Annotated in this window: 19 protein-coding genes; 10 read left to right on the top strand and 9 right to left on the bottom strand. The window is 68.2% G+C overall.

Annotation, left to right across the window (positions count from 1 at the left end; all coding sequences use genetic code 11):
- Nucleotides 1-24: 24 nt before the first annotated feature.
- Nucleotides 25-1,461 carry a transglutaminase-like domain-containing protein gene (locus tag ACSQ19_RS07830; RefSeq protein WP_436000904.1) on the bottom strand — a complete coding sequence of 479 codons (1,437 nt, stop codon included), beginning with the start codon at nt 1,459-1,461 and terminating at the stop codon, nt 25-27.
- A gap of 244 nt (nt 1,462-1,705) precedes the next feature.
- Between ACSQ19_RS07830 and ACSQ19_RS07825 the strand changes: the two genes are divergently transcribed.
- Genes ACSQ19_RS07825 through ACSQ19_RS07805 form a run of 5 tightly spaced genes read left to right on the top strand, consistent with a single transcriptional unit; the run spans nt 1,706 to nt 7,207 of the window.
- The gene (locus tag ACSQ19_RS07825) at nt 1,706-3,154 is read left to right on the top strand and encodes an SH3 domain-containing protein (RefSeq protein ID WP_435996000.1); all 1,449 of its coding nucleotides are present in this window, start codon (nt 1,706-1,708) and stop codon (nt 3,152-3,154) included.
- Entirely contained in the window at nt 3,151-4,248 is a 1,098-nt protein-coding gene (locus ACSQ19_RS07820; RefSeq protein WP_296278578.1) for a dipeptide epimerase, read from the top strand. Before ACSQ19_RS07825 ends, ACSQ19_RS07820 begins: the two co-directional genes overlap by 4 nt.
- Before the next feature lie 54 nt (nt 4,249-4,302).
- On the top strand, nt 4,303-5,160 hold the full coding sequence (locus tag ACSQ19_RS07815) for a MurR/RpiR family transcriptional regulator (protein WP_299344993.1): 858 nt from the start codon (nt 4,303-4,305) through the stop codon (nt 5,158-5,160).
- Nucleotides 5,160-5,948 carry a L,D-transpeptidase family protein gene (locus ACSQ19_RS07810; RefSeq protein WP_435995997.1) on the top strand — a complete coding sequence of 263 codons (789 nt, stop codon included), beginning with the start codon at nt 5,160-5,162 and terminating at the stop codon, nt 5,946-5,948. Before ACSQ19_RS07815 ends, ACSQ19_RS07810 begins: the two co-directional genes overlap by 1 nt.
- A complete protein-coding gene (locus ACSQ19_RS07805) occupies nt 5,945-7,207 on the top strand; it encodes a dicarboxylate/amino acid:cation symporter (RefSeq protein ID WP_435995995.1) in 1,263 nt (420 codons plus the stop codon). The genes ACSQ19_RS07810 and ACSQ19_RS07805 overlap by 4 nt, the downstream gene beginning before the upstream one ends.
- A 160-nt stretch (nt 7,208-7,367) precedes the next feature.
- Here ACSQ19_RS07805 and ACSQ19_RS07800 read toward each other — a convergent pair whose 3' ends face one another.
- Entirely contained in the window at nt 7,368-7,787 is a 420-nt protein-coding gene (locus tag ACSQ19_RS07800) for a transposase (RefSeq protein ID WP_296278582.1), read from the bottom strand.
- A gap of 282 nt (nt 7,788-8,069) precedes the next feature.
- On the opposite strand from ACSQ19_RS07800, the gene ACSQ19_RS07795 reads away from it, so the two are divergent.
- On the top strand, nt 8,070-8,651 hold the full coding sequence (locus tag ACSQ19_RS07795) for an OmpO family porin (protein ID WP_435995992.1): 582 nt from the start codon (nt 8,070-8,072) through the stop codon (nt 8,649-8,651).
- Nucleotides 8,652-8,803: 152 nt separating this feature from the next.
- On the opposite strand, the gene ACSQ19_RS07790 is transcribed toward ACSQ19_RS07795, so the two are convergent.
- From ACSQ19_RS07790 to ACSQ19_RS07770, 5 genes are all read right to left on the bottom strand, one after another.
- Nucleotides 8,804-9,841 (bottom strand): NAD(P)H-dependent glycerol-3-phosphate dehydrogenase, encoded by a 1,038-nt coding sequence (locus tag ACSQ19_RS07790; protein ID WP_296278584.1) that lies wholly within the window; start codon nt 9,839-9,841, stop codon nt 8,804-8,806.
- Between the two features lie 47 nt (nt 9,842-9,888).
- Nucleotides 9,889-10,407 (bottom strand): protein-export chaperone SecB, encoded by a 519-nt coding sequence (secB, locus tag ACSQ19_RS07785; RefSeq protein ID WP_296278585.1) that lies wholly within the window; start codon nt 10,405-10,407, stop codon nt 9,889-9,891.
- Between the two features lie 105 nt (nt 10,408-10,512).
- Complete coding sequence (locus ACSQ19_RS07780; RefSeq protein ID WP_435995989.1) at nt 10,513-10,956, bottom strand: rhodanese-like domain-containing protein; 444 nt, start codon at nt 10,954-10,956, stop codon at nt 10,513-10,515.
- Nucleotides 10,957-11,019: 63 nt separating this feature from the next.
- Nucleotides 11,020-11,442 (bottom strand): hypothetical protein, encoded by a 423-nt coding sequence (locus ACSQ19_RS07775; protein ID WP_435995987.1) that lies wholly within the window; start codon nt 11,440-11,442, stop codon nt 11,020-11,022.
- Between the two features lie 26 nt (nt 11,443-11,468).
- Nucleotides 11,469-11,927, bottom strand: a complete 459-nt coding sequence (locus tag ACSQ19_RS07770) for a YiiD C-terminal domain-containing protein (protein WP_435995985.1) — start codon at nt 11,925-11,927, stop codon at nt 11,469-11,471.
- A 16-nt stretch (nt 11,928-11,943) separates the two neighbouring features.
- On the opposite strand from ACSQ19_RS07770, the gene ACSQ19_RS07765 reads away from it, so the two are divergent.
- Genes ACSQ19_RS07765 through ACSQ19_RS07755 form a run of 3 tightly spaced genes read left to right on the top strand, consistent with a single transcriptional unit; the run spans nt 11,944 to nt 15,043 of the window.
- Nucleotides 11,944-12,714 (top strand): uroporphyrinogen-III synthase, encoded by a 771-nt coding sequence (locus ACSQ19_RS07765; RefSeq protein ID WP_435995983.1) that lies wholly within the window; start codon nt 11,944-11,946, stop codon nt 12,712-12,714.
- 44 nt (nt 12,715-12,758) lie between these two features.
- A complete protein-coding gene (locus tag ACSQ19_RS07760; protein ID WP_435995981.1) occupies nt 12,759-13,787 on the top strand; it encodes a uroporphyrinogen-III C-methyltransferase in 1,029 nt (342 codons plus the stop codon).
- Nucleotides 13,784-15,043 (top strand): heme biosynthesis protein HemY, encoded by a 1,260-nt coding sequence (locus tag ACSQ19_RS07755; RefSeq protein WP_435995979.1) that lies wholly within the window; start codon nt 13,784-13,786, stop codon nt 15,041-15,043. The genes ACSQ19_RS07760 and ACSQ19_RS07755 overlap by 4 nt, the downstream gene beginning before the upstream one ends.
- Before the next feature lie 3 nt (nt 15,044-15,046).
- On the opposite strand, the gene ACSQ19_RS07750 is transcribed toward ACSQ19_RS07755, so the two are convergent.
- Nucleotides 15,047-16,039 carry a DUF4349 domain-containing protein gene (locus tag ACSQ19_RS07750; RefSeq protein ID WP_435995977.1) on the bottom strand — a complete coding sequence of 331 codons (993 nt, stop codon included), beginning with the start codon at nt 16,037-16,039 and terminating at the stop codon, nt 15,047-15,049.
- 86 nt (nt 16,040-16,125) lie between these two features.
- The gene (locus tag ACSQ19_RS07745) at nt 16,126-17,028 is read right to left on the bottom strand and encodes a hypothetical protein (protein ID WP_435995975.1); all 903 of its coding nucleotides are present in this window, start codon (nt 17,026-17,028) and stop codon (nt 16,126-16,128) included.
- Between the two features lie 117 nt (nt 17,029-17,145).
- Here ACSQ19_RS07745 and ggt point away from each other — a divergent pair, with 117 nt between their 5' ends.
- Nucleotides 17,146-18,891: a gamma-glutamyltransferase gene (gene ggt / locus ACSQ19_RS07740; RefSeq protein ID WP_435995973.1), complete on the top strand. Its 1,746-nt coding sequence runs from the start codon at nt 17,146-17,148 to the stop codon at nt 18,889-18,891.
- The last annotated feature ends 7 nt before the right edge of the window (nt 18,892-18,898 follow it).

Here is an 18,898-nt window from a genome sequence, read left to right as displayed (position 1 = left end):
TGAATCGTGTGGTGGTGTGTTTCGTCAGCCGCGCCCGTCCCGGGGCAGCACGGTCCATTCGAACTGGTAATCCCACTGGTCGAAGTAGAGGTTCCCGCCCCGCCACTCCACTTCCCCGCGCTGCAGGTCCACGGTCTCGGACCGGGCGTGCTGCTTGGCGGGGATGAACTCGCGCGAGTAGTCGTCGTTGAAGGCGACGCGGTAGGCGTCCAGGCCGCCCAGGTAGAACCAGCGCAGCGCCGGATCGTCCGAAGCCAGCTGGCCGGTGGTCACGTCCATGGGTACCCAGCCGTAGGGCGCCAGGTACAGCGCGCCCCAGTCGTGCATGGTGTCGTGGCCTTCCACGTCTTCGGAGTACGCCCACCCCGACTGCCAGCGCGCGGGAATGCCGTTCATGCGCAGCAGCGTGATCAGCAGCAGCGTCTGCTGGCCGCAGTCGGCATGGCCGGCGCGAAACGCGTAGTCGCTGATGTTGCTGATCGTGGAGTATTCGCGCGCGCCGGCCCAGGGAATACGGTCCACGGCCGCGAACAGCTTCTGCGCGACGCGGTAAGGATTCCTCTCGTCACCCACGACCTGCTCGCTGAAGCGACGAAGGTCATCGCTGAAGACCACGTGCGGCGACCGCTCGGCGAGGAACGGCGCCAGCGCCGGCGTGGCGGTCACGGGCTCCACCCGCTCGGGATCGATCGCCACGCGGCGTGCATGCACGGTGACCTCGTATGTCACCGAGAACGTGGTCGGCTGTCCCGCGAGGGCAGGCTGCTCGAGGTAGGCGGTGCGTTGCAGCGCGCGTTCGGGCGCGATCTGCGGGCGCGCGGGCTGGCTGGCGACCAATGCGATCGCCTCCTGCTGCCCCGCGATGGCGCGCGGGTACGGCAGCCAGGCGCGGATGGTCTCGCCTGCGGGTACGGCATCCGGCTTCACGCTCACGGTATGGGTGATGCGTACGCGCCGCGGCAGCACGCTGCTCGCAGCGGTCGCCTTGCTGACCTGCACCACGTCGCGATGATGGCGGTGCAGCGCTTCGTATGGCCCTTGGGCGAACGGTCGCACCGGCGGCGCGCGGCGCGCGGCCGCTTCCGGGCTCACTCGGAACAGGTTCGACGCCGACCGGTTGAAATAGAGGGGCCGTCCGTCGATGTCGAGCCGCTCGATCAGGCCGGCCCGGTCCCAGCGCTGGAATTCCTCATCGCTCAGGTCGGGAATCTGCGCGCGCACGCGCTCGCGCACGGCGTCGGCATCGAGGGTGAAATCCAGCCGGATGCGGCGCATGCGCTCGCGCTGGAACTGCAGGGCCTGGCGACGGGCATCATCCGCCGCCCCGTCCGCAAGCGCCCGGGCGATCGCGTCTTCCGCCTGCTGGAAATGCCCCCGGTCGATGTCGGCGACGATGGCCGCGAGCGGATCGCCGGCCTCGGCCAGGCCGGGTACCGGGAGTACTATCGGCCACCCGCACAGCGACAGCCACGCCGCCAGGCGCCGTCGGGCCCGCCTGTCGCGTCCTGTCACCCCGTGCTGGCTTCTGCTCGCATCCACGTCGCACATCCCCACGCCGACTGGTCGCGGTTGTGTAACACGACGTGAACGCAAGGGTCAATAATTTATTCTTGATTTTTATGACGGAAGAAATAAATATTCTTGTGGAAACCGCCCCGGCCATGGCGTCATGGTGGCGGGCGAGGGTTCTGGAAAAGGGGATGGGATGAACACACCGATGTCGTACCGGCCCAGGGACCGTGCAGGTCTGCCGCAGGCGCTGGGTGCGCTCGCGCTGCTCGGCGGGTTGTTCGCCGCGCTGCCGTCGATCGCGCAAGAGCCGCTGGCCGTCCCGGCGCATGCCGTCATCGGAGTACAGGCGCGGCATCTCCAGCCCGAGGACTGGGTCCGCCGCCTGTCCGCACCGGACCGCCTGCTGCTGGACACCCGGGGCGTCGCGGCGCAGAACGAACAGATGTGGCAGCGCGATCGTCATGTGCATGACCTGCAACGCCTGCCCGCGGAACTGACGCGCGCCGACGTGCGCGCGTGGCTCGACCCGTTGTCCTCGGCCCCCACCCGGACGCTGTACGACGACAAGGGACGCGACATCACCCGCGAACAGCTCGCCGGGTTCGTCGCCAACGCAGCGCTGGATGCCATTCCGACCCGTGCGCCTGCACGCTACGGCCTGGTCGTGCATCGCGCCGACCTGCGCACGTTCCCGACACGCGAGCACGTATTCAGCAGCAAGGACGACACCGATATCGACCGATTCCAGGAAAGTGCGCTGTTCCCCGGCACTCCGGTCGTGATCGCCCATACCAGCGCCGACGGCGCGTGGTACTTCGTGGTAAGCCCGCTCTACGCCGCCTGGATCGAGAAACGCCACGTCGGCGAAGGCGCGCGTGAGATGGTGTTCGGATACGGCGCGGGCCCGTCCGCGCTGGTGGTCACCGGCGCCACCGCGCGCACGGTCCACAACCCGGAGGAGCCCGGACTGTCGGCACTGCAGCTGGACATGGGCGTGCGCGTCCCGGTGCTGGCCGACTGGCCGGCCGACAAGCCGGTGAACGGGCAGCATCCCTATACCTCGCATGTCATCCAGCTGCCGGTACGCCGCGATGACGGCACGCTCGCACTGCTGCCCGCGCTGTTGCCCAGGACGGCCGACGTCGCCCCCGACTACCTGCCGTACACCCCGGCCAACCTGCTCCGCCAGAGCTTCAAGTTCCTGGGCGAACGCTATGGCTGGGGCCACCGCTACGACAGCCGCGATTGCAGCGGCTTCGTCTCCGAGGTGTACCGCAGCATGGGCATCATCCTGCCCCGCAACACCAGCGCCCAGGCGGTCAGTCCCGCGCTCGAACGCATCGGCTTCGATGTCGGCGACAGCCACGAGAAGCGGCTGGAGGTCCTCCGCAGCTTGCAGGTCGGCGACCTGATCTACATCCCCGGCCACGTGATGATGGTGATCGGACACGACAACGGCACCACGTACACCATCCACGACACCACCGGCATCACCTATCGCGGCGCCGACGGCCGCGTGGTCCGCACCACGCTCAACTCGGTCGCCGTCACGCCGCTGGAGCCCTTGCTGTTCAACAGCGAGCAATCCACCGTCGATCGCATCACCGCCATCCAGCGCATCCGTCCCCAAGGGGCTCCATGAAGATCACCGACATCACCTTCGGCATGCTGCGCGTGCCGCTGAAGACACCGTTCAAGACCGCGCTGCGCACCGTCGACACGGTGGAGGACATCGTGGTCATCGTGCATACCGACACCGGCCATGTGGGCTATGGCGAAGCGCCTGCCACCGCGGTCATCACCGGCGACACCCACGGCTCGATCGTCGAGGCGATCGGCAAGTTCATCCGCCCGCGGCTGATCGGACAGGAGATCGCCAACCTCAACCACATCACCGACCTGGTGCAGACCGCCCTGGAGCGCAACACCAGTGCCAAGGCGGCCGTCGAGATCGCGGTGTACGACCTGTGGGCGCAGCTGTACGACGCGCCGCTGTACAAGATGCTCGGCGGTGGCGACCCGGTCATCACCACCGACATCACCATCAGCGTCGACTACATCGACAAGATGGTGGCCGACTCGATCAGCGCGGTGGAGCGCGGCTTCGAGTCACTGAAGATCAAGGTGGGCAAGGACATCGGGCTGGACATCGAACGGGTCAAGGCCATCTACTCCGCGGTGGAAGGCCGGGCGCTGCTGCGCCTGGACGCCAACCAGGGCTGGACCGCCAAGCAGGCCGTGTTCGCCATGCAGCACCTGGAGGACGCTGGCGTCGTCCTGGAACTGCTGGAGCAGCCGGTGAAGGCGCGCGACCTGGACGGCCTGAAGTACGTCACCGACCGCGTTCACACGCCGGTGATGGCCGACGAGAGCGTGTTCGGCCCGACCGAGGTCATCGATCTGATCAAGATGCGTGCCGCCGACATCATCAACATCAAGCTGATGAAGACGGGCGGCATTTCCAACGCCATCCGCATCGCCGACATCGCCTCGCTGTACGGCGTGGAGTGCATGATCGGCTGCATGATCGAGACCAGCATCAGCGTGGCCGCCGCCGTGCACGTCGCGGCAGCGAAGGCCAACGTCATCACCAAGGTCGACCTGGACGGACCCTCGCTGGGACAGTTCAACCCCGTCGAGGGCGGGGTGATCTTCAACGAGTCGGAGATCACCATCACCGAGGCGCCGGGCCTGGGTATCCGCGAGATCCGTGGCCTGGAGATGCTGCCGGGCTGAGCCCGGTGGCGATGGCCCGTTGTCAGCACCGTCCACCGCCATCACACTCACGCCATGACAACCTCCCTGGTGAAGATCCGCTCCGAACGCGACCAGATGTCGGCCATCGAACGCCGCATCGCCGACTTCATCCTCGACAACGCGCACCTGCTGCGCGACTACTCGTCGCAACAGCTCGCCAGCGCGCTCGGCATCAGCCAGTCCAGCGTGGTGAAGTTCGCGCAGAAGTTCGGGTTCAAGGGATACCCCGACCTCAAGTACACCATCGGCGAAGCCGTCGCCCGCAACGGCAATGGCCACGCGATGCCGCCGCACGCCGAGAGCGACGACGCCGGCGATGCCTACCAGCAGCTGCAGGACGGCCTGCGCCGCAGCAAGATGGCGGCCGAGGAGGAAACCCGCAGCCTCAACCCGCGCGCGCACATCGAGCCGATCGTCAGCCTGATCGACGGGGCCGACAAGGTGTTCGTGTGCGGCCTGGGCGACGATGGCCTGTTCGCGCGCGAGTTCGCGATGCGGCTGTCGCTGCTGGGACTGCTGACGGTGCACCACGCCGATCCGATCCTGATGATGGCCAACCTGTCGGCCGTGCGTCCCGGCGACGTGCTGCTGATGTTTTCCGAGTTCGGCAAACTGCCCGAGCTCTCGCAGGTGAGCCGGCAGTTCCAGGCCTGTGAGGGCAAGGTCATCTCGATCACGCGCCATACGGCCAATCCCTTGCGTGCGCACGCCGACGCCGCGCTGGTGATCTCGGCGCATGATCCCGCGCCGCACGTGGAACAGCTGCTCTATCGCTCGTCGCTGCAATCGCTGCTCGACTTCGTGTTCGTGCTGCTGTGCCAGTCCAATCCGGACCGCAACCGTCAGCTCGCCATCAACCTCGAACGCATCCACCATCTGCTGGAGTCGTGATGCCCTTACTGTCGTTTCCGCGTCTCCCGTTGGGATCGTTCGCGCTGACCCTCGCCCTGATCGCGAGCAGCGGCCCTGCACTCGCCGCCGATGCGCCCGCGTCGCAGCCCTGGCGCGACGCGCGCCAGCTGGTGCTGGTGGTGACCGAGGGATGGGATGCCACCGACGCTACGTTGCAGCGTTTCGAGTTGCGCGACGGCCGGTGGCAGGCGGCGGCGGCCGCAGCGCCGGTTTCGGTCGGACGCCATGGCAGCGCCTGGGGTCTGGGCCTGCACCCGGCGCAGGCGCGGGGACCGCAGAAGCAGGAGGGCGATGGCCGTGCCCCCGCAGGCGTGTTCACGCTGGGCGAGGCCTTCGGCTATGCCGACAAGGCCGACACGGCCATGCCGTACCGCCCGATGCAGGCGACCAGCTATTGCATCGACGTACCGGATTCCCCGCTCTACAACCGCATCATCGATACGCGCACGGAAGGCGAGGCCGCCGCGAAGGGCTCGACCGAGCCGATGCGGCTGGACCTGCACAACAAGGGCGATGTGCGCTATCGGGAGGGCCTGGTGATCGGCCACAACCCGAAGGCTACGCCGCGCGCCGGCAGCTGCATCTTCGCGCACCTGTGGCGCACGCCGGGCGAGCCGACCGCCGGCTGCACGGCGATGGCAGCCGAGACGATGGACGGTGTGCTGCGCTGGCTGCGCCCTGATGCGCGCCCGGTCTTCGTGCTGCTGCCGCGTGCCGAGTACGCGCGCCTGGCGCATGACTGGCAGTTGCCGGAGGCGGTGCGATGAGGTGGCCAGGCGCCACGGCGCGCGTGCTTCTGGGTCTTGCCGCCGGTGCCGTGGTAGGCCTGGCGCTGGCGCACTGGTCACCTGCGAGTGCCGCCACGGCGGTTGCCATCGCGCAGCCCATCGGCAAGCTGTGGCTCAGTGGACTGCAGATGACGGTGGTGCCGCTGGTGCTGTCGCTGGTGATCCTGGGCGTCGCGACGGCGAGCGATGCTGCGGCTTCCGGCCGCGTGGCGCGGCGCGCGATGGTGGTCTTCATCGCCTTGCTGTCGCTGTTCGCGGCCTACGCGGCCATCGTCGCGCCCCTCATCCTGTCGATGGTGCCGCCGAGTGCCGCGTTGACCGCCACCTTGCACGGCACGCTGCCGGCCTCCGGTGAGGTTGCCGCGCCGGGGCTGGCCGACTGGATCGGTTCGATCGTTCCCAGCAACGCCATCATGGCGGCCGCCCAGGGCGCCATGCTTCCGGTAGTCGTGTTCGCGCTGTTCTTCGGATTCGCGCTGACGCGCGTGCAGGAGGATCGCCGCGCGCAGATCATCGGGTTCTGCCACGGGATCGCCGACACCATGATCGTGATCGTGCGCTGGATGCTGCTGGCAGCGCCGATCGGCGTGTTCGCCCTGGTACTCGCTGTGTGCGCGCAGGCCGGTATCGGCGTCATCGGTGCGCTGGCGGGCTACATCGCCCTGCAGTGCGGCATGTACCTCGGCGCGACGCTGATCTGCTACGTGCTGGTCGCGGTGTTCGCGCGGCAGTCGCCGCTCGCGTTCGCAAAGGCGATCCTGCCCGCGCAGGTCGTGGCTGCCAGCACGCAATCCTCGCTCGCCTCGCTGCCGGCGATGGTGGAGAGCGCGCGCTTCCGCCTGGGACATCCGCGCGCCGTCGCCGCGCTGGTGTTGCCCATGGCGGTGACGCTGTTCCGCATCACCAGCCCGATCCAGTACATCGTGGCGGCATGCTTCGTCGCGTGGGCCTATGGCATCGACGTCAACGCCGTCACGCTCGCCGCCGGCGCCGCACTTGCAGTGGTGATCAGCCTGGGTTCGATCGGCCTGCCGGGCCAGGTGAGTTTCATGGCCACGGTGATGCCGGTGACGCAGTCGATGGGCCTGCCGATCGAACCGCTGGGCCTCCTGCTGGCGGTGGACACCATTCCCGATGTGTTCGCCACGACGGGCAATGTCACGGGTGACCTGACCGCCACCAGCATCGTCGCGCGCCAGTCGCCCGACGCCCACGATACGGATACCCCCACAGGCTGATGCCATCGCCCTCGTTGTCAGGCGTGCGGCGACCGATGTCGCCAGCGTCTGCGCGCCGTGCTGCGATGTCTCGATGGCCGATGGCGTCTGTGTTTGCCGCCCTGCCCCCGCCATGCACCGGCGCATGTCGGCATCCCCGGTTCCCGGATCCGGCGCGCCCTCAGAACGGCGTGAATCGCGGACCCGAGCGGCGCGCAAGCGACGCAGGGTGGTGCGAGAGCCTGTACGTGCTGACGAGTTGGCGGAGCGGATCGGCAATGTCCGCGTGCGCCTGCAGCGACGCGATCACGTCATCCCAGATGCCGTCCTGTGCCCAACGGGTGAAGCGGACATAGATGCTGTGCCACCGCCCCCATGCCAGGGGCAGCCGACCCCACGGTTGCCGCGTGACGGCGACCCACAACACCGCTTCGAGGAATGCCCGCGTCCGCTCGCCATTCAGGGCACGCGCGCGGACCAGGGGCGGCAACGCGGCCAGGATCGCCTCCCAGCGTGCATCGTCCAGTCGCAGCATGTCGGTCTGATCGACCCCGTCTTCGCGTTCCACCCCGAGCACCGGGTTCCTGTCTTGTCCTTCCATCCTGCGTGTCTCCTGACGCCCCGGAAAAACATGCGCGTTTGCACGCGCTGCGGTATCCATCCGCTTGCTGTTTCATTCGTCGCGACGCCACGAAACGGGACACACTTCATGCCCCGACGGGAATTGCAATCGCGCAACTGCTGAAAGTTCCCATCGTGTCCGCGCAATTTATGTACCGCTAAGTTTGGTATTCAGGAGGTGTTGTGAGCGGCGGCGGATACTTCGTGCACCGTCGCTTCCCTGGAGCGACGGACACACAACAACTAGAGAGAAAGACGTCCCATGAAGAAGTCCTTGCTTGCCCTGACCCTGTTGGCTGCCGCTCCGTTCGCCGCGTCGGCCGCGGAAGGCGTTTCCTACAACTATGTGGAAGGCGGCTACACCGCCACGAATATCGATGGCCCCGATGCCGATGGTTGGGCATTGAAGGGATCTGTCGCGCTGCACCCGAATTTCCACGTCTTCGCCGACTACAGCACGCAGGAAGTCGACGACGTCAACGTCGATTTCGACCAGTGGCGCGTCGGCCTGGGCTACAACCATGAGCTGTCCCAGCGCGTCGATCTGCTGACCCGTGTTGCTTACGAGAAGGCCAAAACCGACAGCTTCAACATCGGCGGCGTTCGCGTCCCCAGCTACAGCGCAGACGGTTACAGCGTCGAAGTCGGCGTAAACAGCGCGCTGACCAGCCGCCTCAACGGCTACGCGCTGGCGGGCTATGAAGATGGCGATGACTACGACGGCGAGTTCTACGGCCGTCTCGGCGCGCAGGTGAAGTTCACCCCGAACTGGAGCGCTTCGGCCGACGTCAAGCTGGTCGACGGCGACACCCAGTGGTTCGTCGGTCCCCGCTTCAGCTGGTAATCCTCAACGCTCCCCTCGCGACGCGTCCTCTCTCCCCGCGTCGCACCCCAAAGCCCGGCCCCACGGCCGGGCTTTTCTTCGTGTGATGCGCTCCATTGCGCAAAGAAAAAGCCCGGCATGGCCGGGCTTGTCTCGTCGCATGTCGACGGCACTTACTTGAACAGCGTTTCCGGGTATTCCGGCTTCTGTTCGCGCGAGAGCAGGTGCTGCAGGCCATCGCGCGGGGTCAGGTCGCCATGCAGCACGGCGCGCACCGCGCTGGATATCGGCAGGTCGATGCCGTGCTTGTCCGCCTGGCGCATCACTTCGTCGGCCGTCTGCACGGACTCGACGACCTGCCCGATCTCGCGCACCGCGTCCTGCAACGACTGGCCGCGGCCCAAGGCCAGGCCAAGGCGTCGATTGCGCGACAGGTCACCGGTACATGTAAGCACCAGGTCGCCGAGACCGGCCAACCCCATCAGGGTTTCCGGCTTGGCGCCGATCGCCGCGGACAGGCGCAGCATCTCGTTGAGGCCGCGCGTGATCAGGCCTGCCCGGGCATTCAGGCCCAGCTGCATGCCGTCGGAAACGCCGGTCGCCACGGCCAGCACGTTCTTCATAGCACCGCCGAGTTCGGCACCGACCATGTCGTCGCCGGTATAGGCGCGGAACGCGGGGCCGTGCATCACGTCGGCGACCGCCTGCGCGAACGCCGGATCGGCGCCGTGCACGGTGACGGCGGTGGGGAGGCCCAGCGCGACTTCCTTCGCGAACGAGGGACCGGTGACGACCGCGATCGGCACTTCCGGACCCAGCACCTCTTCGGCGACCTCATGCAGGAAGCGGCCGGATCCTGTTTCGAAGCCTTTCGTCGCCCACGCCACACCCGCCCTGGCCGGGCGCAGAGGCGCCAGCTTGTGGAGCGTCTCGGTGAAGGCGTGCGATGGCACGACGACCAGAACCTGGTCCACATCGGCGAGCGAAGTGGCCAGGTCCGTGGTGGCGCGCAGGTTGTCCGGCAGGGGAATACCGGGCAGGTAGCGGGTGTTCTCGTGCCGCTGGTCGATCGCCTCGGCGACGGCGGCATCGCGGCCCCACAGCGTGACCGCGTGCCCGTGCCTCGCCATCAGCGCGGCGAGCGCGGTGCCCCAGGAACCGGCCCCGAGCACCGCGATCTTCAGCGGATCAGCGGATTGCAGATCAGTCATCCGTCACCCCTGTACGACGCCATCCCGACGGGACAGTGCACCCCGACTCAGGCGTTGCCGACGGGTTCCGAATTGGCCAGGCCGGCATCGCCGCCCTGCGCGGCGCGCTGGCGCAGCGATTCGGCGTACAGCGCTTCGAAGTTGATCGGCTGCAGGAAGAACGGCGGGAAGCCGCCGGCCTGCACCAGGTCGCTGACCAGCTGGCGCACGTACGGGAACAGGATGTTCGGGCACTGGGTGCCGAGCAGCACGTCGACCGCCTGCGGCTCCAGGCCGATCAGGCCGAAGATGCCCGCCTGCTGCACTTCCGCCACGTAGGCGGTCTTGTCGCCGGCCTTGCAGGTCAGGGTCACGCCCAGCACGACTTCGAAGGCGTTCTCGCCGAGGCGCTGCACGCGCTGGTTGAGGTTGAGCTGAAGCTCCGGCTGCACGTTCTCGGCGTAGACCGCCGGCGCACCGGGGACTTCGAAGGAAACGTCCTTGACGTAGATCTTCTCGACAGTGAAAGCGGGGCCAGCGGCTTCGGCGGCAGGCGCGACCGCGCCGTTGGTGGTCTCGTCGGACATTTCTTTGACTCCGGAATCTGGATTGCGGCGGTGAATGGAAATTATGTCATGGCGGCTCGCGGGGCCCGCTTCAAGGGCGGGTCCGCGGCCACGGGAACGGACGGATCAGCGGCCCTTGACCAGCGGCAGGTCCGCCTGCTGCCAGGCGGCGATGCCGCCCTCGAGCGCGTAGACCTTCTCGAAACCCGCCTTCTTCAGGCGTTTGGCAGCGCCACCGGAGACCTGGCCGGTGCGGCAGACCAGCACGACGGGCTGCGACCTGGCGCCGGCCAGCAGCTTGTTCTCGGGGTCGAAGTTGCTCGGCAGTACGTTGCGGCTGCCCGCAATGTGGCCTTTCTCGAAGTCGTTGCTCGCCGACAGGTCCACGACCAGGGCGTTTTCGCTGTTGACCAGCTGGGTCAGCTCGGCAGGGCGAAGCGCCTTGTAGCCGCGGAACAGGCGCGCGATCTCGGTGTAGATGATGGCGACCGTCAGGCCCACGAGGGCGAGCGACAGGATCTGGTTGAAGGGAGAACGGGTGGCGAAAGCCAGGATTTCTTCGAAATTCACGGAGTTGGCGATCTTCGAGCGGGCGGCGATTGTCGCACAGGACGCCGCCGGGGCGTCGCTCGCCTATTCGCCGTTCCAGAGGTCGGGCAGGCCCACCACCAGCCACCAGCGCTTCAGTTCCGGATCCCACCGCCAGCGTTCGCGGTAGCGCATCGTCCGTTCGGCCATGGTGTGCTTGTTGATGACGCGCAGTTCGATCGCGCGCTCGACGGTTCCGTCGGGACCTCCGCTGGTCGACAGGTCCCGGTATCCCGAGATCTGCACCTGCTGGTAGCGCTCGAACTCCAGCTCGGTCATCGGATGCTCGGCCTTGTAGGCCGGGTCGACGGCCTTCCAGGCATTCTCGAAATCGCCCCAGCGGATCGAGGCCGCATACGCATCCTGGACTTCCTGCAGCTTGCCGCGCTGCAGGCGGCCTTGCGCCGCCGCGGGCACCAGCGCCAGCAACAGTCCCGCCGCCAGCAGCCATTTCACGATCACGCGCATGAGCACCCCCCGGTCATGCCGGCATGCTACCGCTTCGCGATGGCGACGAACCGCCCGCTGAGCGTGGTAGCCATGCCGCCTTCAGGCAACCGCACGCTCGCCTCCACCTGGATGCGGGCGCGACCGCGCTGCACGAGCGTGTCGATGAAGGCCTCCATCGACTGGCCTTCCGCGAAGGTCGCCTCCGCGACCAGGTCGCCGTAGAGCGGGGCGAGGTAGCGGATCTGGCTGTCGGCCACGTAGACCTCGGCTTTCAGTCCGGCCAGCCGCAACTTCAGCGTCACCAGACCCCAGCCGGCCACCGTCATCAGCGAGGTCAGGCTGCCCCCGAACGCATTGCCCTTGTCGTTGACGTTGGCCGACAGCGGCGCCGTCAACCGCAGGACGTCGTCGCGGAATCCCTCCACTTCCACGCGCATCGCGGCCACCGGCGGCATGCCGCCGCAATAGTCGCTCAGTTCCTGCAGGGCTTCTTCGGGACGCATCACTCATAATCCGCGCATGGGACATCCAACGCCGCCGGCATGGTACGTCATCTCGCTGCGGCCCCAGGGCGGGCACGACGCGCTCAGGCGCGCCGCGCACCGCCGCGGCGCCGGCCTGCTCGCCCTGTCGCCCTGGCGCATCCGACGCTGCGACGATGGCGCGGCGCTCGATGCCTTGCGGGCTGCGCTCGCGTGCCCGATCGTGGTGTTCACGAGTCCGGCCGCGGTCGCTGCGGCCCATGCGCTGCAGCCCCTGCGCGACCGGGACGGACAGGCCTGGCTGGCCGTAGGCAGCGGTACTGCCGCCGCCTTGCGGCGCGCCGGCATCGGACACGTCTCGTTTCCCGCACGAATGGACAGCGAAGGCCTGCTGTCCCTGCCCGAACTGGCCAGCATCCGCGGCACACCCCTGGGCTTCGTCACCGCGCCGGACGGTCGCAACCTGCTGGTTCCGACGCTGCACTCCCGCGGCGCCCGCGTGCACCTCGCGGAGGTCTACCGGCGCGAGCCAGTGGCGCTGGATGCCCGCGCGATCGAGGCGTTCGCCGCCCTGGATGCGCCTGCCTGCCTGCTGCTCAGCAGCGGCGCGGCGCTCGAACAGGTGCTGGCGCAACTTCCGGGAAGCCTCGCCGCCCGGTTCAAGGCCTTGCCGGTGGCGGCCGCGAGCCAGCGCCTGGTGGACGCGGCACGCGAAGCCGGCTTTGCCCATGTGGTGCTCGCCGAGGGACCGCGACCGGCCCAACTGATGAAGGCGGCGTGCACGATCGGCTGCCCCGGCATCCGGTAGCATCTGCGGCATCCATCACGTTTCGCCTGCAGCCAAGGACGCCTGTGAACGACCAGCCCTCTTCTCCGCAAGGTTCCGGCCATCGCGCGCGCCTGGCGTGGGCGGCGCTGGCGGTGGTGGTGGTCGGCATCGGCGCGTGGCGGGGCTGGGCGTGGTGGCAGGAACGCGACGCGCGCGCGCAGACGCTGCAGTCGACAGCGGAGCAACGCCTTGAAGCGCTGGAGTCGCGCACCGATGCCCTGCGTCGCGACCAGCGTGCGCAGGCACAACGCCTGCTGGACGCGGCGGCTACCAACCGCGTGCTGCGCGACGAAGTGCTCGGCCTGGGCCAGCGTGGTGCGCTGCTCGAGGAGAGCGTGGCCAAGCTCACCGATCCCACCCGCCATGGCGCGCAGGCGCTGCGGCTGGATGAAGTGGAGTTGTTGCTCTCGCAGGCCGCGCAGCGGCTGGACATCGCACGCGATGTGGCGGGCGCGCGGCGGGCGTACGCGCTGGCCGCCGGCGTCCTGGACGGGATCGACGACCATCGACTGCTCAACCTGAAACAGGCACTGGCGCAGGAGCGCGCGGCGCTGGATGCGCTCGGCGAGGGTCCGCAGGCGACAGCCATGAAGCGGCTGGAGGCGATCGCCGCCGCCCTGCCCGGATTGCCGCGCGAGCGGGACGCCGTCGCCGACCAGGCGTCGCGTCCGGCTTGGCAACGGTGGCTGTCACCGCTGGTCGACGTGCGTCCGTCCCGCGACAGCACGCTGGTGACGCCGGAAGACCGCGCCACCGGCGACGCGGCGCTGCAGATCGAGATCAGTCTGGCGCGGGCCGCGCTGGAGCGCGACGACGATGCCGCCTTCCGCGCCGCACTGGCGCGCGTCGAGGGCTGGCTGCCGCGCTTGTGGCCCGATTCACCCGCACGACGGCAGGTTCACGCGCAGTTGCGCACATTGCAGGCGACGTCGGCGCCGGTCCGTCCCACGGAACTGGGCAGCACGCTGCAGCAGCTGCGCGCACTGCGCAGCGCGGGCGTGCGCCTGCCGGTGTCGACGCCATCCACCGATCCGCAGGAGGCCGCGCTATGAAGGTGTTCCGTACCGTGGTGGTGCTGTTGGTGCTGCTGCTGGCCGGCGTGCTGGCGTCGCAGTGGATGGCGACCACGGATCGCGATCTCGGCGAGGTGTTCCTCCGGTTCGCAGGGTACGACCTGCAGACCAATGTCCCGCGCGCACTGCTTGCCCTGCTGCTGATCACGGCCGCGGCCTGGTTGTCCTGGCACCTGCTGTCGCTGCCGTTCCGCGCATGGGGCCGCCATCGTCGCAAGCAGGCGCGCGCACGGCTCATCGATGGCCTGGACGCCCTGCACGCCGGGCATTGGCAGAAGGCGGAAAAGCTGCTCGAACGTGCCGCAGACGACACGGAAGTCGGTGCGATCGCGCGCGTGGCCGCGGTGCGCGCGGCGCAGGCCCGTGGCGACGATGCGGCCGTGCAGCGCCATTTGACGGCACTGCGCGAGCGGTCCGTCCAGGCGCACGCGATCACGGCCGCGCAGATCGCGCTCGATGGCGGACAGCCTCAAGAAGCACTGGCCCTGCTGGATGCCGTCGACGTGCAACCCCTGCCCCCGCGCGGCCTGGCACTGCGCGCCGATGCGCTCGCGGCCACCGCCCGCGCAGGTGAGGCCTATGGGTTGTTGGGCGCATTGAAGCAGCAGCAGGCCTTGGCGCCGTCCGCGTTCGACGCGCTGGAGATCCGCTTGGCCACACAGTCGTTGCGCGAAGCGGCCGATCCGAACGTACTGGCCGAGCGCTGGGAAGCCCTGACCAAACCCTTGCGCGTGCAGGCGCCTGTCGTGGCCGCCTACGCGGAGCGGGCCGCCGCGCTGCGCTGGGAGGACGCGGCGACGCGCAGCATCGAACAGGCCCTGGAGGCCCGCTGGGACGAAAGCCTCGTGGCCCTGTACGGCCGCCTGCCGGTGGGCAAACTGGATTCCCGTCGCGCCAGCGCGCAGCACTGGCTGCACGCGCACCCGGCCAGTCCCGCCCTGTTGGTGACGCTGGGACGGCTCGCGCGGCAGCAGGGCCAGTGGACCGCAGCGCAGGAATTCCTCCATCGCGCGGTCGCGCAGGGCGCCGGCGCCGATGCGTGGGAAGAGCTGGCCACCGGCTTCAACGAAGCGGGCGACACCGTGTCGGCGCAGCAATGCCATGCCAACGTGGTGAAGGCCGCGCGGGGAGAAGCGCCGGTTCGTTTGCCGGTGCGCGACATGCGGCAGGAAATCCATGACGCCGCCGTCGTCGAAGAGCGCGACGCGCACGGCCTGCCGCGGCTCAAGGAGTGAGGATCACGCGGCGGACGGCTTCCTGCGCCAACGGCGCCACCCGATCACCGCCGCCAGCACCACCAGCCACACCGGCCACAGGGCAGCCAGCGCCACCACGACCTGCTGGCCGGCACGCCAACCCACCCTCAGCGCATCGCCCAGCTGGCTGAAAAAGCCGGGTCCGTTGTCGCGGAACACGGCATCCACGTCCACGCGCTCTGCCTTGCGTACCTGCACATCCTGACGCAGCGACAGCGTGATGGTGCTGAACGCCACGCGGTCCTCGAACTCTTTCTGCGCGATCACGGCTTCGTCGCGCTGGCCACGCGCTTCGCCACGCGCTTCGATGGCGTCGGCCTTGTCGGCGAGCTTGCCGCCTGCCTGCACCGCGTCGCCGAGTTCCTGCTGCTGGTCCTGTGCGCGCTGCCGCGCCAATTGCTGACGCAACAGCTCGAACTGCGCATCGCGCGCACTGAAGTTGCGGCGCTCCAGGAACTCCATCTGCGATGCGATGGCACGCAGGAATACCTGGGTCCGCTCGCTCGGCACGCGCACGGTCAGTTCGCCCTGTAGCCGGTACTCGGAAAGCTCCAGTCGCTTGCCGTCGCCGATCGGTCGGCTCTGCACGCGCTGCACTTGTGCCTGGATGTCGTTGTCGACGGTGAAACCGCCCTGCTTCGCGACTTCATCCTCGATCGCCAACGCCGTGCGGTAGACATCCTTCACCTGGAACTCCGCGGCGGCGGTGCGGATGAAGCGGCGTTGCGGATCCACCTGCACCAGCACGTCGGAGGCCAGTTGCGAGGCATCGACGCCCGGTGTCTGCAGCGGTGGCGGTTCCAGGTTTTTCTGCGGTGGCGCCGCTGCTGCGGCATTAGCGGCTTCGGCCATCGCCGGGGCGGACTCCATCGCCACCTCTGCGTCGGCCGGGGCCATCTCGTGCTTGCTGCAGGCGGTCGCCAGGGCCAACAGGCCCAAGAAGGAAACGACAAGGCACTTCCTGTACATGCGCATGGGAACTCCGGAGAGAGGAAAAAGGCGTAGCCGGATGGCCGTGCCGCACTCCAACGCGCGGCGGCGTCGAATGGGGTCGCGAGGCGTCATGGCGCCTTCGTCGTCGGTCCGGGTTCGCAGATCACGCAGCGGCCGCCGGGGTGCTCGGCGTTTCGCACCGACTTCAGGATGCGACGGGCTTCTGCCTGGCGCCGGGCGACGGTTGCGGTTTCTTCGGAGCCGTAGCGTTCGGCCAACGCGTACAGCACGACGACGTTCTCCATCGGACCTCCCGCCATGTTCAACGCCGCCCAGTCGGACAGCAGGTTCGCCACTACTGGATCCTTCGGCAGGACGAACTGCATGCGCTCGCCCAGCTGGTAGGCGAAGGCCTGATTCAGTGCGTACGCGTCGACACGCCGGCCGTCGTTGCCGGCCGGCAAGGTGGCAGGCAGTGGCGGGACCGTTGCGTCGCCGAACTGTAGGCCCGCAATCGAGTACCTCGCCAGGCGCACGGGATCCTTCGCCGACGCGAGCTTGCTCTCCAGGATCCGCGCGTGCAGCCATTCGGTACCGAAGTGTTCCGCCGGATTGCGCTGGATGCCCAAGCGTATCCAGGCCAGCGCCGGCGCGTCGTGGCCGGAAAGCTCCAATGCCGTGCCCAGATTGGCTGCTGTCTCGTGGTGGCCAGGCCAGCGACGCTCGATGGACAGCAACAGCTGCGCCGCCCGCGAGTGCTGGCCCTGGTACATCAGCAGGATGGCGAGCTTGGTCAGGTTCTCCAGGTCCGGCACCGACTGGGCCTCGGCGATGAGGCTCCGCGCGTTCCGCAGATAGTGTTTCCTGACCTCGTTCGACGTCAGTCTCGCTTCCAGCTGTTCGCCGACGTCATCGTGGACATCAAACTGCCGCCCCTGATGATCGGTCCCGATCGCGTTGACGCAAGCCTGCACCGGACCTGCCGCACCGAAGGCAAACGCCGCCAGCAGCATCCATCCCTTGTGTCGCATCCTGCCGCCCCCCTGCCTGCATCCCATAACGCACGCTATCCGATGAGCGGCCAGAGGGGAACGGGGGTGGGCCGTGGGCGTGTGACAATCGGATCAGCTGCCCTTCGGTAATCCGCGATGACCCGAACCCTGCACGTCCTGCTGCTCATGATGCTCCTCGTCATCGTGCCGGCGCAGGCGGAGACACCGGTCGCCCGGGGAACCGGCGGCGCTGCGGCGACGATCAGCGAGCAGGCCACGCAATCCGCCATCGCGATCCTGGACCAGGGCGGCAACGCGGTCGATGCCGCCGTCGCGGCGGCGGCGACGCTCGGGGTGACCGATCCTTTCAGTTGCGGCATCGGCGGCGGCGGTTTCATGGTGGTCTACCTGGCGAAGGATAGGCGGGTCATCACGATCGATCATCGCGAGGCCGCGCCAGCTGCCACCACGTCGGCACTTTTCATCGAAGACGGCAAGGAGATGGACTTCGACACCGCGATCGCCAGCGGGCTGTCCGTCGGCGTACCCGGCACCGTGCGCGGCTGGCACGAGGCGTTGCAGCGTTATGGCTCGATGTCGCTCGCGCAGGTGCTCGCGCCTGCGATCACAGTCGCGGAGGAGGGCTTCACCGTCGACGCCAACTTCTCACGCCTGGCGGAAGTGAACGAACGCAAGTTCAACCGTTTCCCCGCAACGGCGGCGTTGTACCTGAGGCATGGCAGGACCATCCCGGCCGGCACCCTGCTGCGCAATCCCGATCTCGCCCGCACGTACCGCCTGCTGGCGGACGGCGGCGTGGATGCGTTCTACGCGGGCCCGCTGGCAAGCGCCATCGTCGACACGGTCAACCGCCCACCGACCGCGCCGGGCGTGCCGGTGCGGGGTAGCCGCATGACACTCGCCGACCTGGCCAACTACGAAGCGCGCCTGCGCCTGCCGGTGCATTCCACCTATCGCGGCTACGATCTCTACGGCCTGGCGCCACCGAGCAGCGGCGGCGTGACCGCATTCGAAGCGCTGAACATCCTCGAGGGCTACGACCTGAAGACGATGCCGCGTGCGCAGGTCGAGCATCTGTATCTGGAAGCAAGCCGCCTGGCCTTCGCCGACCGCGATGCCTACCTGGCCGACCCGGAGTATGTCGATGCGCCGGTGACGGGCTTGCTGAGCAAGGACTATGCGGCACAGCGGCGTACGCTGATCGCTCGCGACAAGGCCGCATCAGGGCGCGTGGCCGCCGGCGACCCCTATCCGTTCCAGCAGGATCCCAGTCATCCCCTGCGCTCCACACCGCGCGCACTGCCCCCTGAAAACACGCACACCACCCACTTGACCGTGTCCGACAAGGACGGAAACGTCGTCGCCTATACCTTCACCATCGAAGACTGGGGCGGCAGCGGCATGGTGGTGCCCGGTTATGGCTTCCTGCTCAACAACGAGCTGACCGATTTCGATTTCACCGCGCCGCATCCGAACATCCCCGAACCCGGCAAGCGCCCGCGCAGCAGCATGACGCCGACGATCGCGCTGAAGGACGGCGAGCCCGCATTCTCGATCGGCAGTCCGGGCGGTTCCACCATCATCACGACGGTGCTGCAGACCATCGTCAACTACGTCGACCTCGGCATGCCGATGGACCAGGCCATCGACGCGCCGCGGTTGTCGCAGCGCAATGGCGAGGTGACCGATATCGAACCCGGGTTCGCCGGCAGCGCCCAGGCGAAGGCGCTGGCGCATCTCGGGCAGCGCTGGTCGGATCAACCCGAAGAGATCGGCGCCGCGAACGCGCTGGTCTTCAATGCGGATGGCACGGTGACGGCGGTAAGCGAAGGCCACCGTCATGGCGTCGGCAGTGCACAGGTGCAGACGCCGGCCCGCTAGTCGCGAC

Source organism: Pseudoxanthomonas sp. LjRoot127, from assembly GCF_964253495.1.
Taxonomy (GTDB): domain Bacteria; phylum Pseudomonadota; class Gammaproteobacteria; order Xanthomonadales; family Xanthomonadaceae; genus Pseudoxanthomonas_A.
This window is presented reverse-complemented; position numbering and strand designations above follow the sequence as displayed.

What these genes read in the sequence shown, in the direction of transcription:
- ACSQ19_RS07800 (WP_296278582.1), bottom strand. Translation starts at nt 7,787, where the DNA reads ATGGAAGGACAAGACAGGAACCCGGTGCTCGGGGTGGAACGCGAAGAC.
- secB (WP_296278585.1), bottom strand. Translation starts at nt 10,407, where the DNA reads ATGTCCGACGAGACCACCAACGGCGCGGTCGCGCCTGCCGCCGAAGCC.
- ACSQ19_RS07775 (WP_435995987.1), bottom strand. Translation starts at nt 11,442, where the DNA reads ATGCGCGTGATCGTGAAATGGCTGCTGGCGGCGGGACTGTTGCTGGCG.
- ACSQ19_RS07815 (WP_299344993.1), top strand. Translation starts at nt 4,303, where the DNA reads ATGACAACCTCCCTGGTGAAGATCCGCTCCGAACGCGACCAGATGTCG.
- ACSQ19_RS07745 (WP_435995975.1), bottom strand. Translation starts at nt 17,028, where the DNA reads ATGCGACACAAGGGATGGATGCTGCTGGCGGCGTTTGCCTTCGGTGCG.
- ACSQ19_RS07805 (WP_435995995.1), top strand. Translation starts at nt 5,945, where the DNA reads ATGAGGTGGCCAGGCGCCACGGCGCGCGTGCTTCTGGGTCTTGCCGCC.
- ggt (WP_435995973.1), top strand. Translation starts at nt 17,146, where the DNA reads ATGACCCGAACCCTGCACGTCCTGCTGCTCATGATGCTCCTCGTCATC.
- ACSQ19_RS07755 (WP_435995979.1), top strand. Translation starts at nt 13,784, where the DNA reads ATGAAGGTGTTCCGTACCGTGGTGGTGCTGTTGGTGCTGCTGCTGGCC.
- ACSQ19_RS07765 (WP_435995983.1), top strand. Translation starts at nt 11,944, where the DNA reads ATGGGACATCCAACGCCGCCGGCATGGTACGTCATCTCGCTGCGGCCC.
- ACSQ19_RS07750 (WP_435995977.1), bottom strand. Translation starts at nt 16,039, where the DNA reads ATGCGCATGTACAGGAAGTGCCTTGTCGTTTCCTTCTTGGGCCTGTTG.
- ACSQ19_RS07825 (WP_435996000.1), top strand. Translation starts at nt 1,706, where the DNA reads ATGAACACACCGATGTCGTACCGGCCCAGGGACCGTGCAGGTCTGCCG.
- ACSQ19_RS07790 (WP_296278584.1), bottom strand. Translation starts at nt 9,841, where the DNA reads ATGACTGATCTGCAATCCGCTGATCCGCTGAAGATCGCGGTGCTCGGG.
- ACSQ19_RS07770 (WP_435995985.1), bottom strand. Translation starts at nt 11,927, where the DNA reads ATGCGTCCCGAAGAAGCCCTGCAGGAACTGAGCGACTATTGCGGCGGC.
- ACSQ19_RS07810 (WP_435995997.1), top strand. Translation starts at nt 5,160, where the DNA reads ATGCCCTTACTGTCGTTTCCGCGTCTCCCGTTGGGATCGTTCGCGCTG.
- ACSQ19_RS07820 (WP_296278578.1), top strand. Translation starts at nt 3,151, where the DNA reads ATGAAGATCACCGACATCACCTTCGGCATGCTGCGCGTGCCGCTGAAG.
- ACSQ19_RS07795 (WP_435995992.1), top strand. Translation starts at nt 8,070, where the DNA reads ATGAAGAAGTCCTTGCTTGCCCTGACCCTGTTGGCTGCCGCTCCGTTC.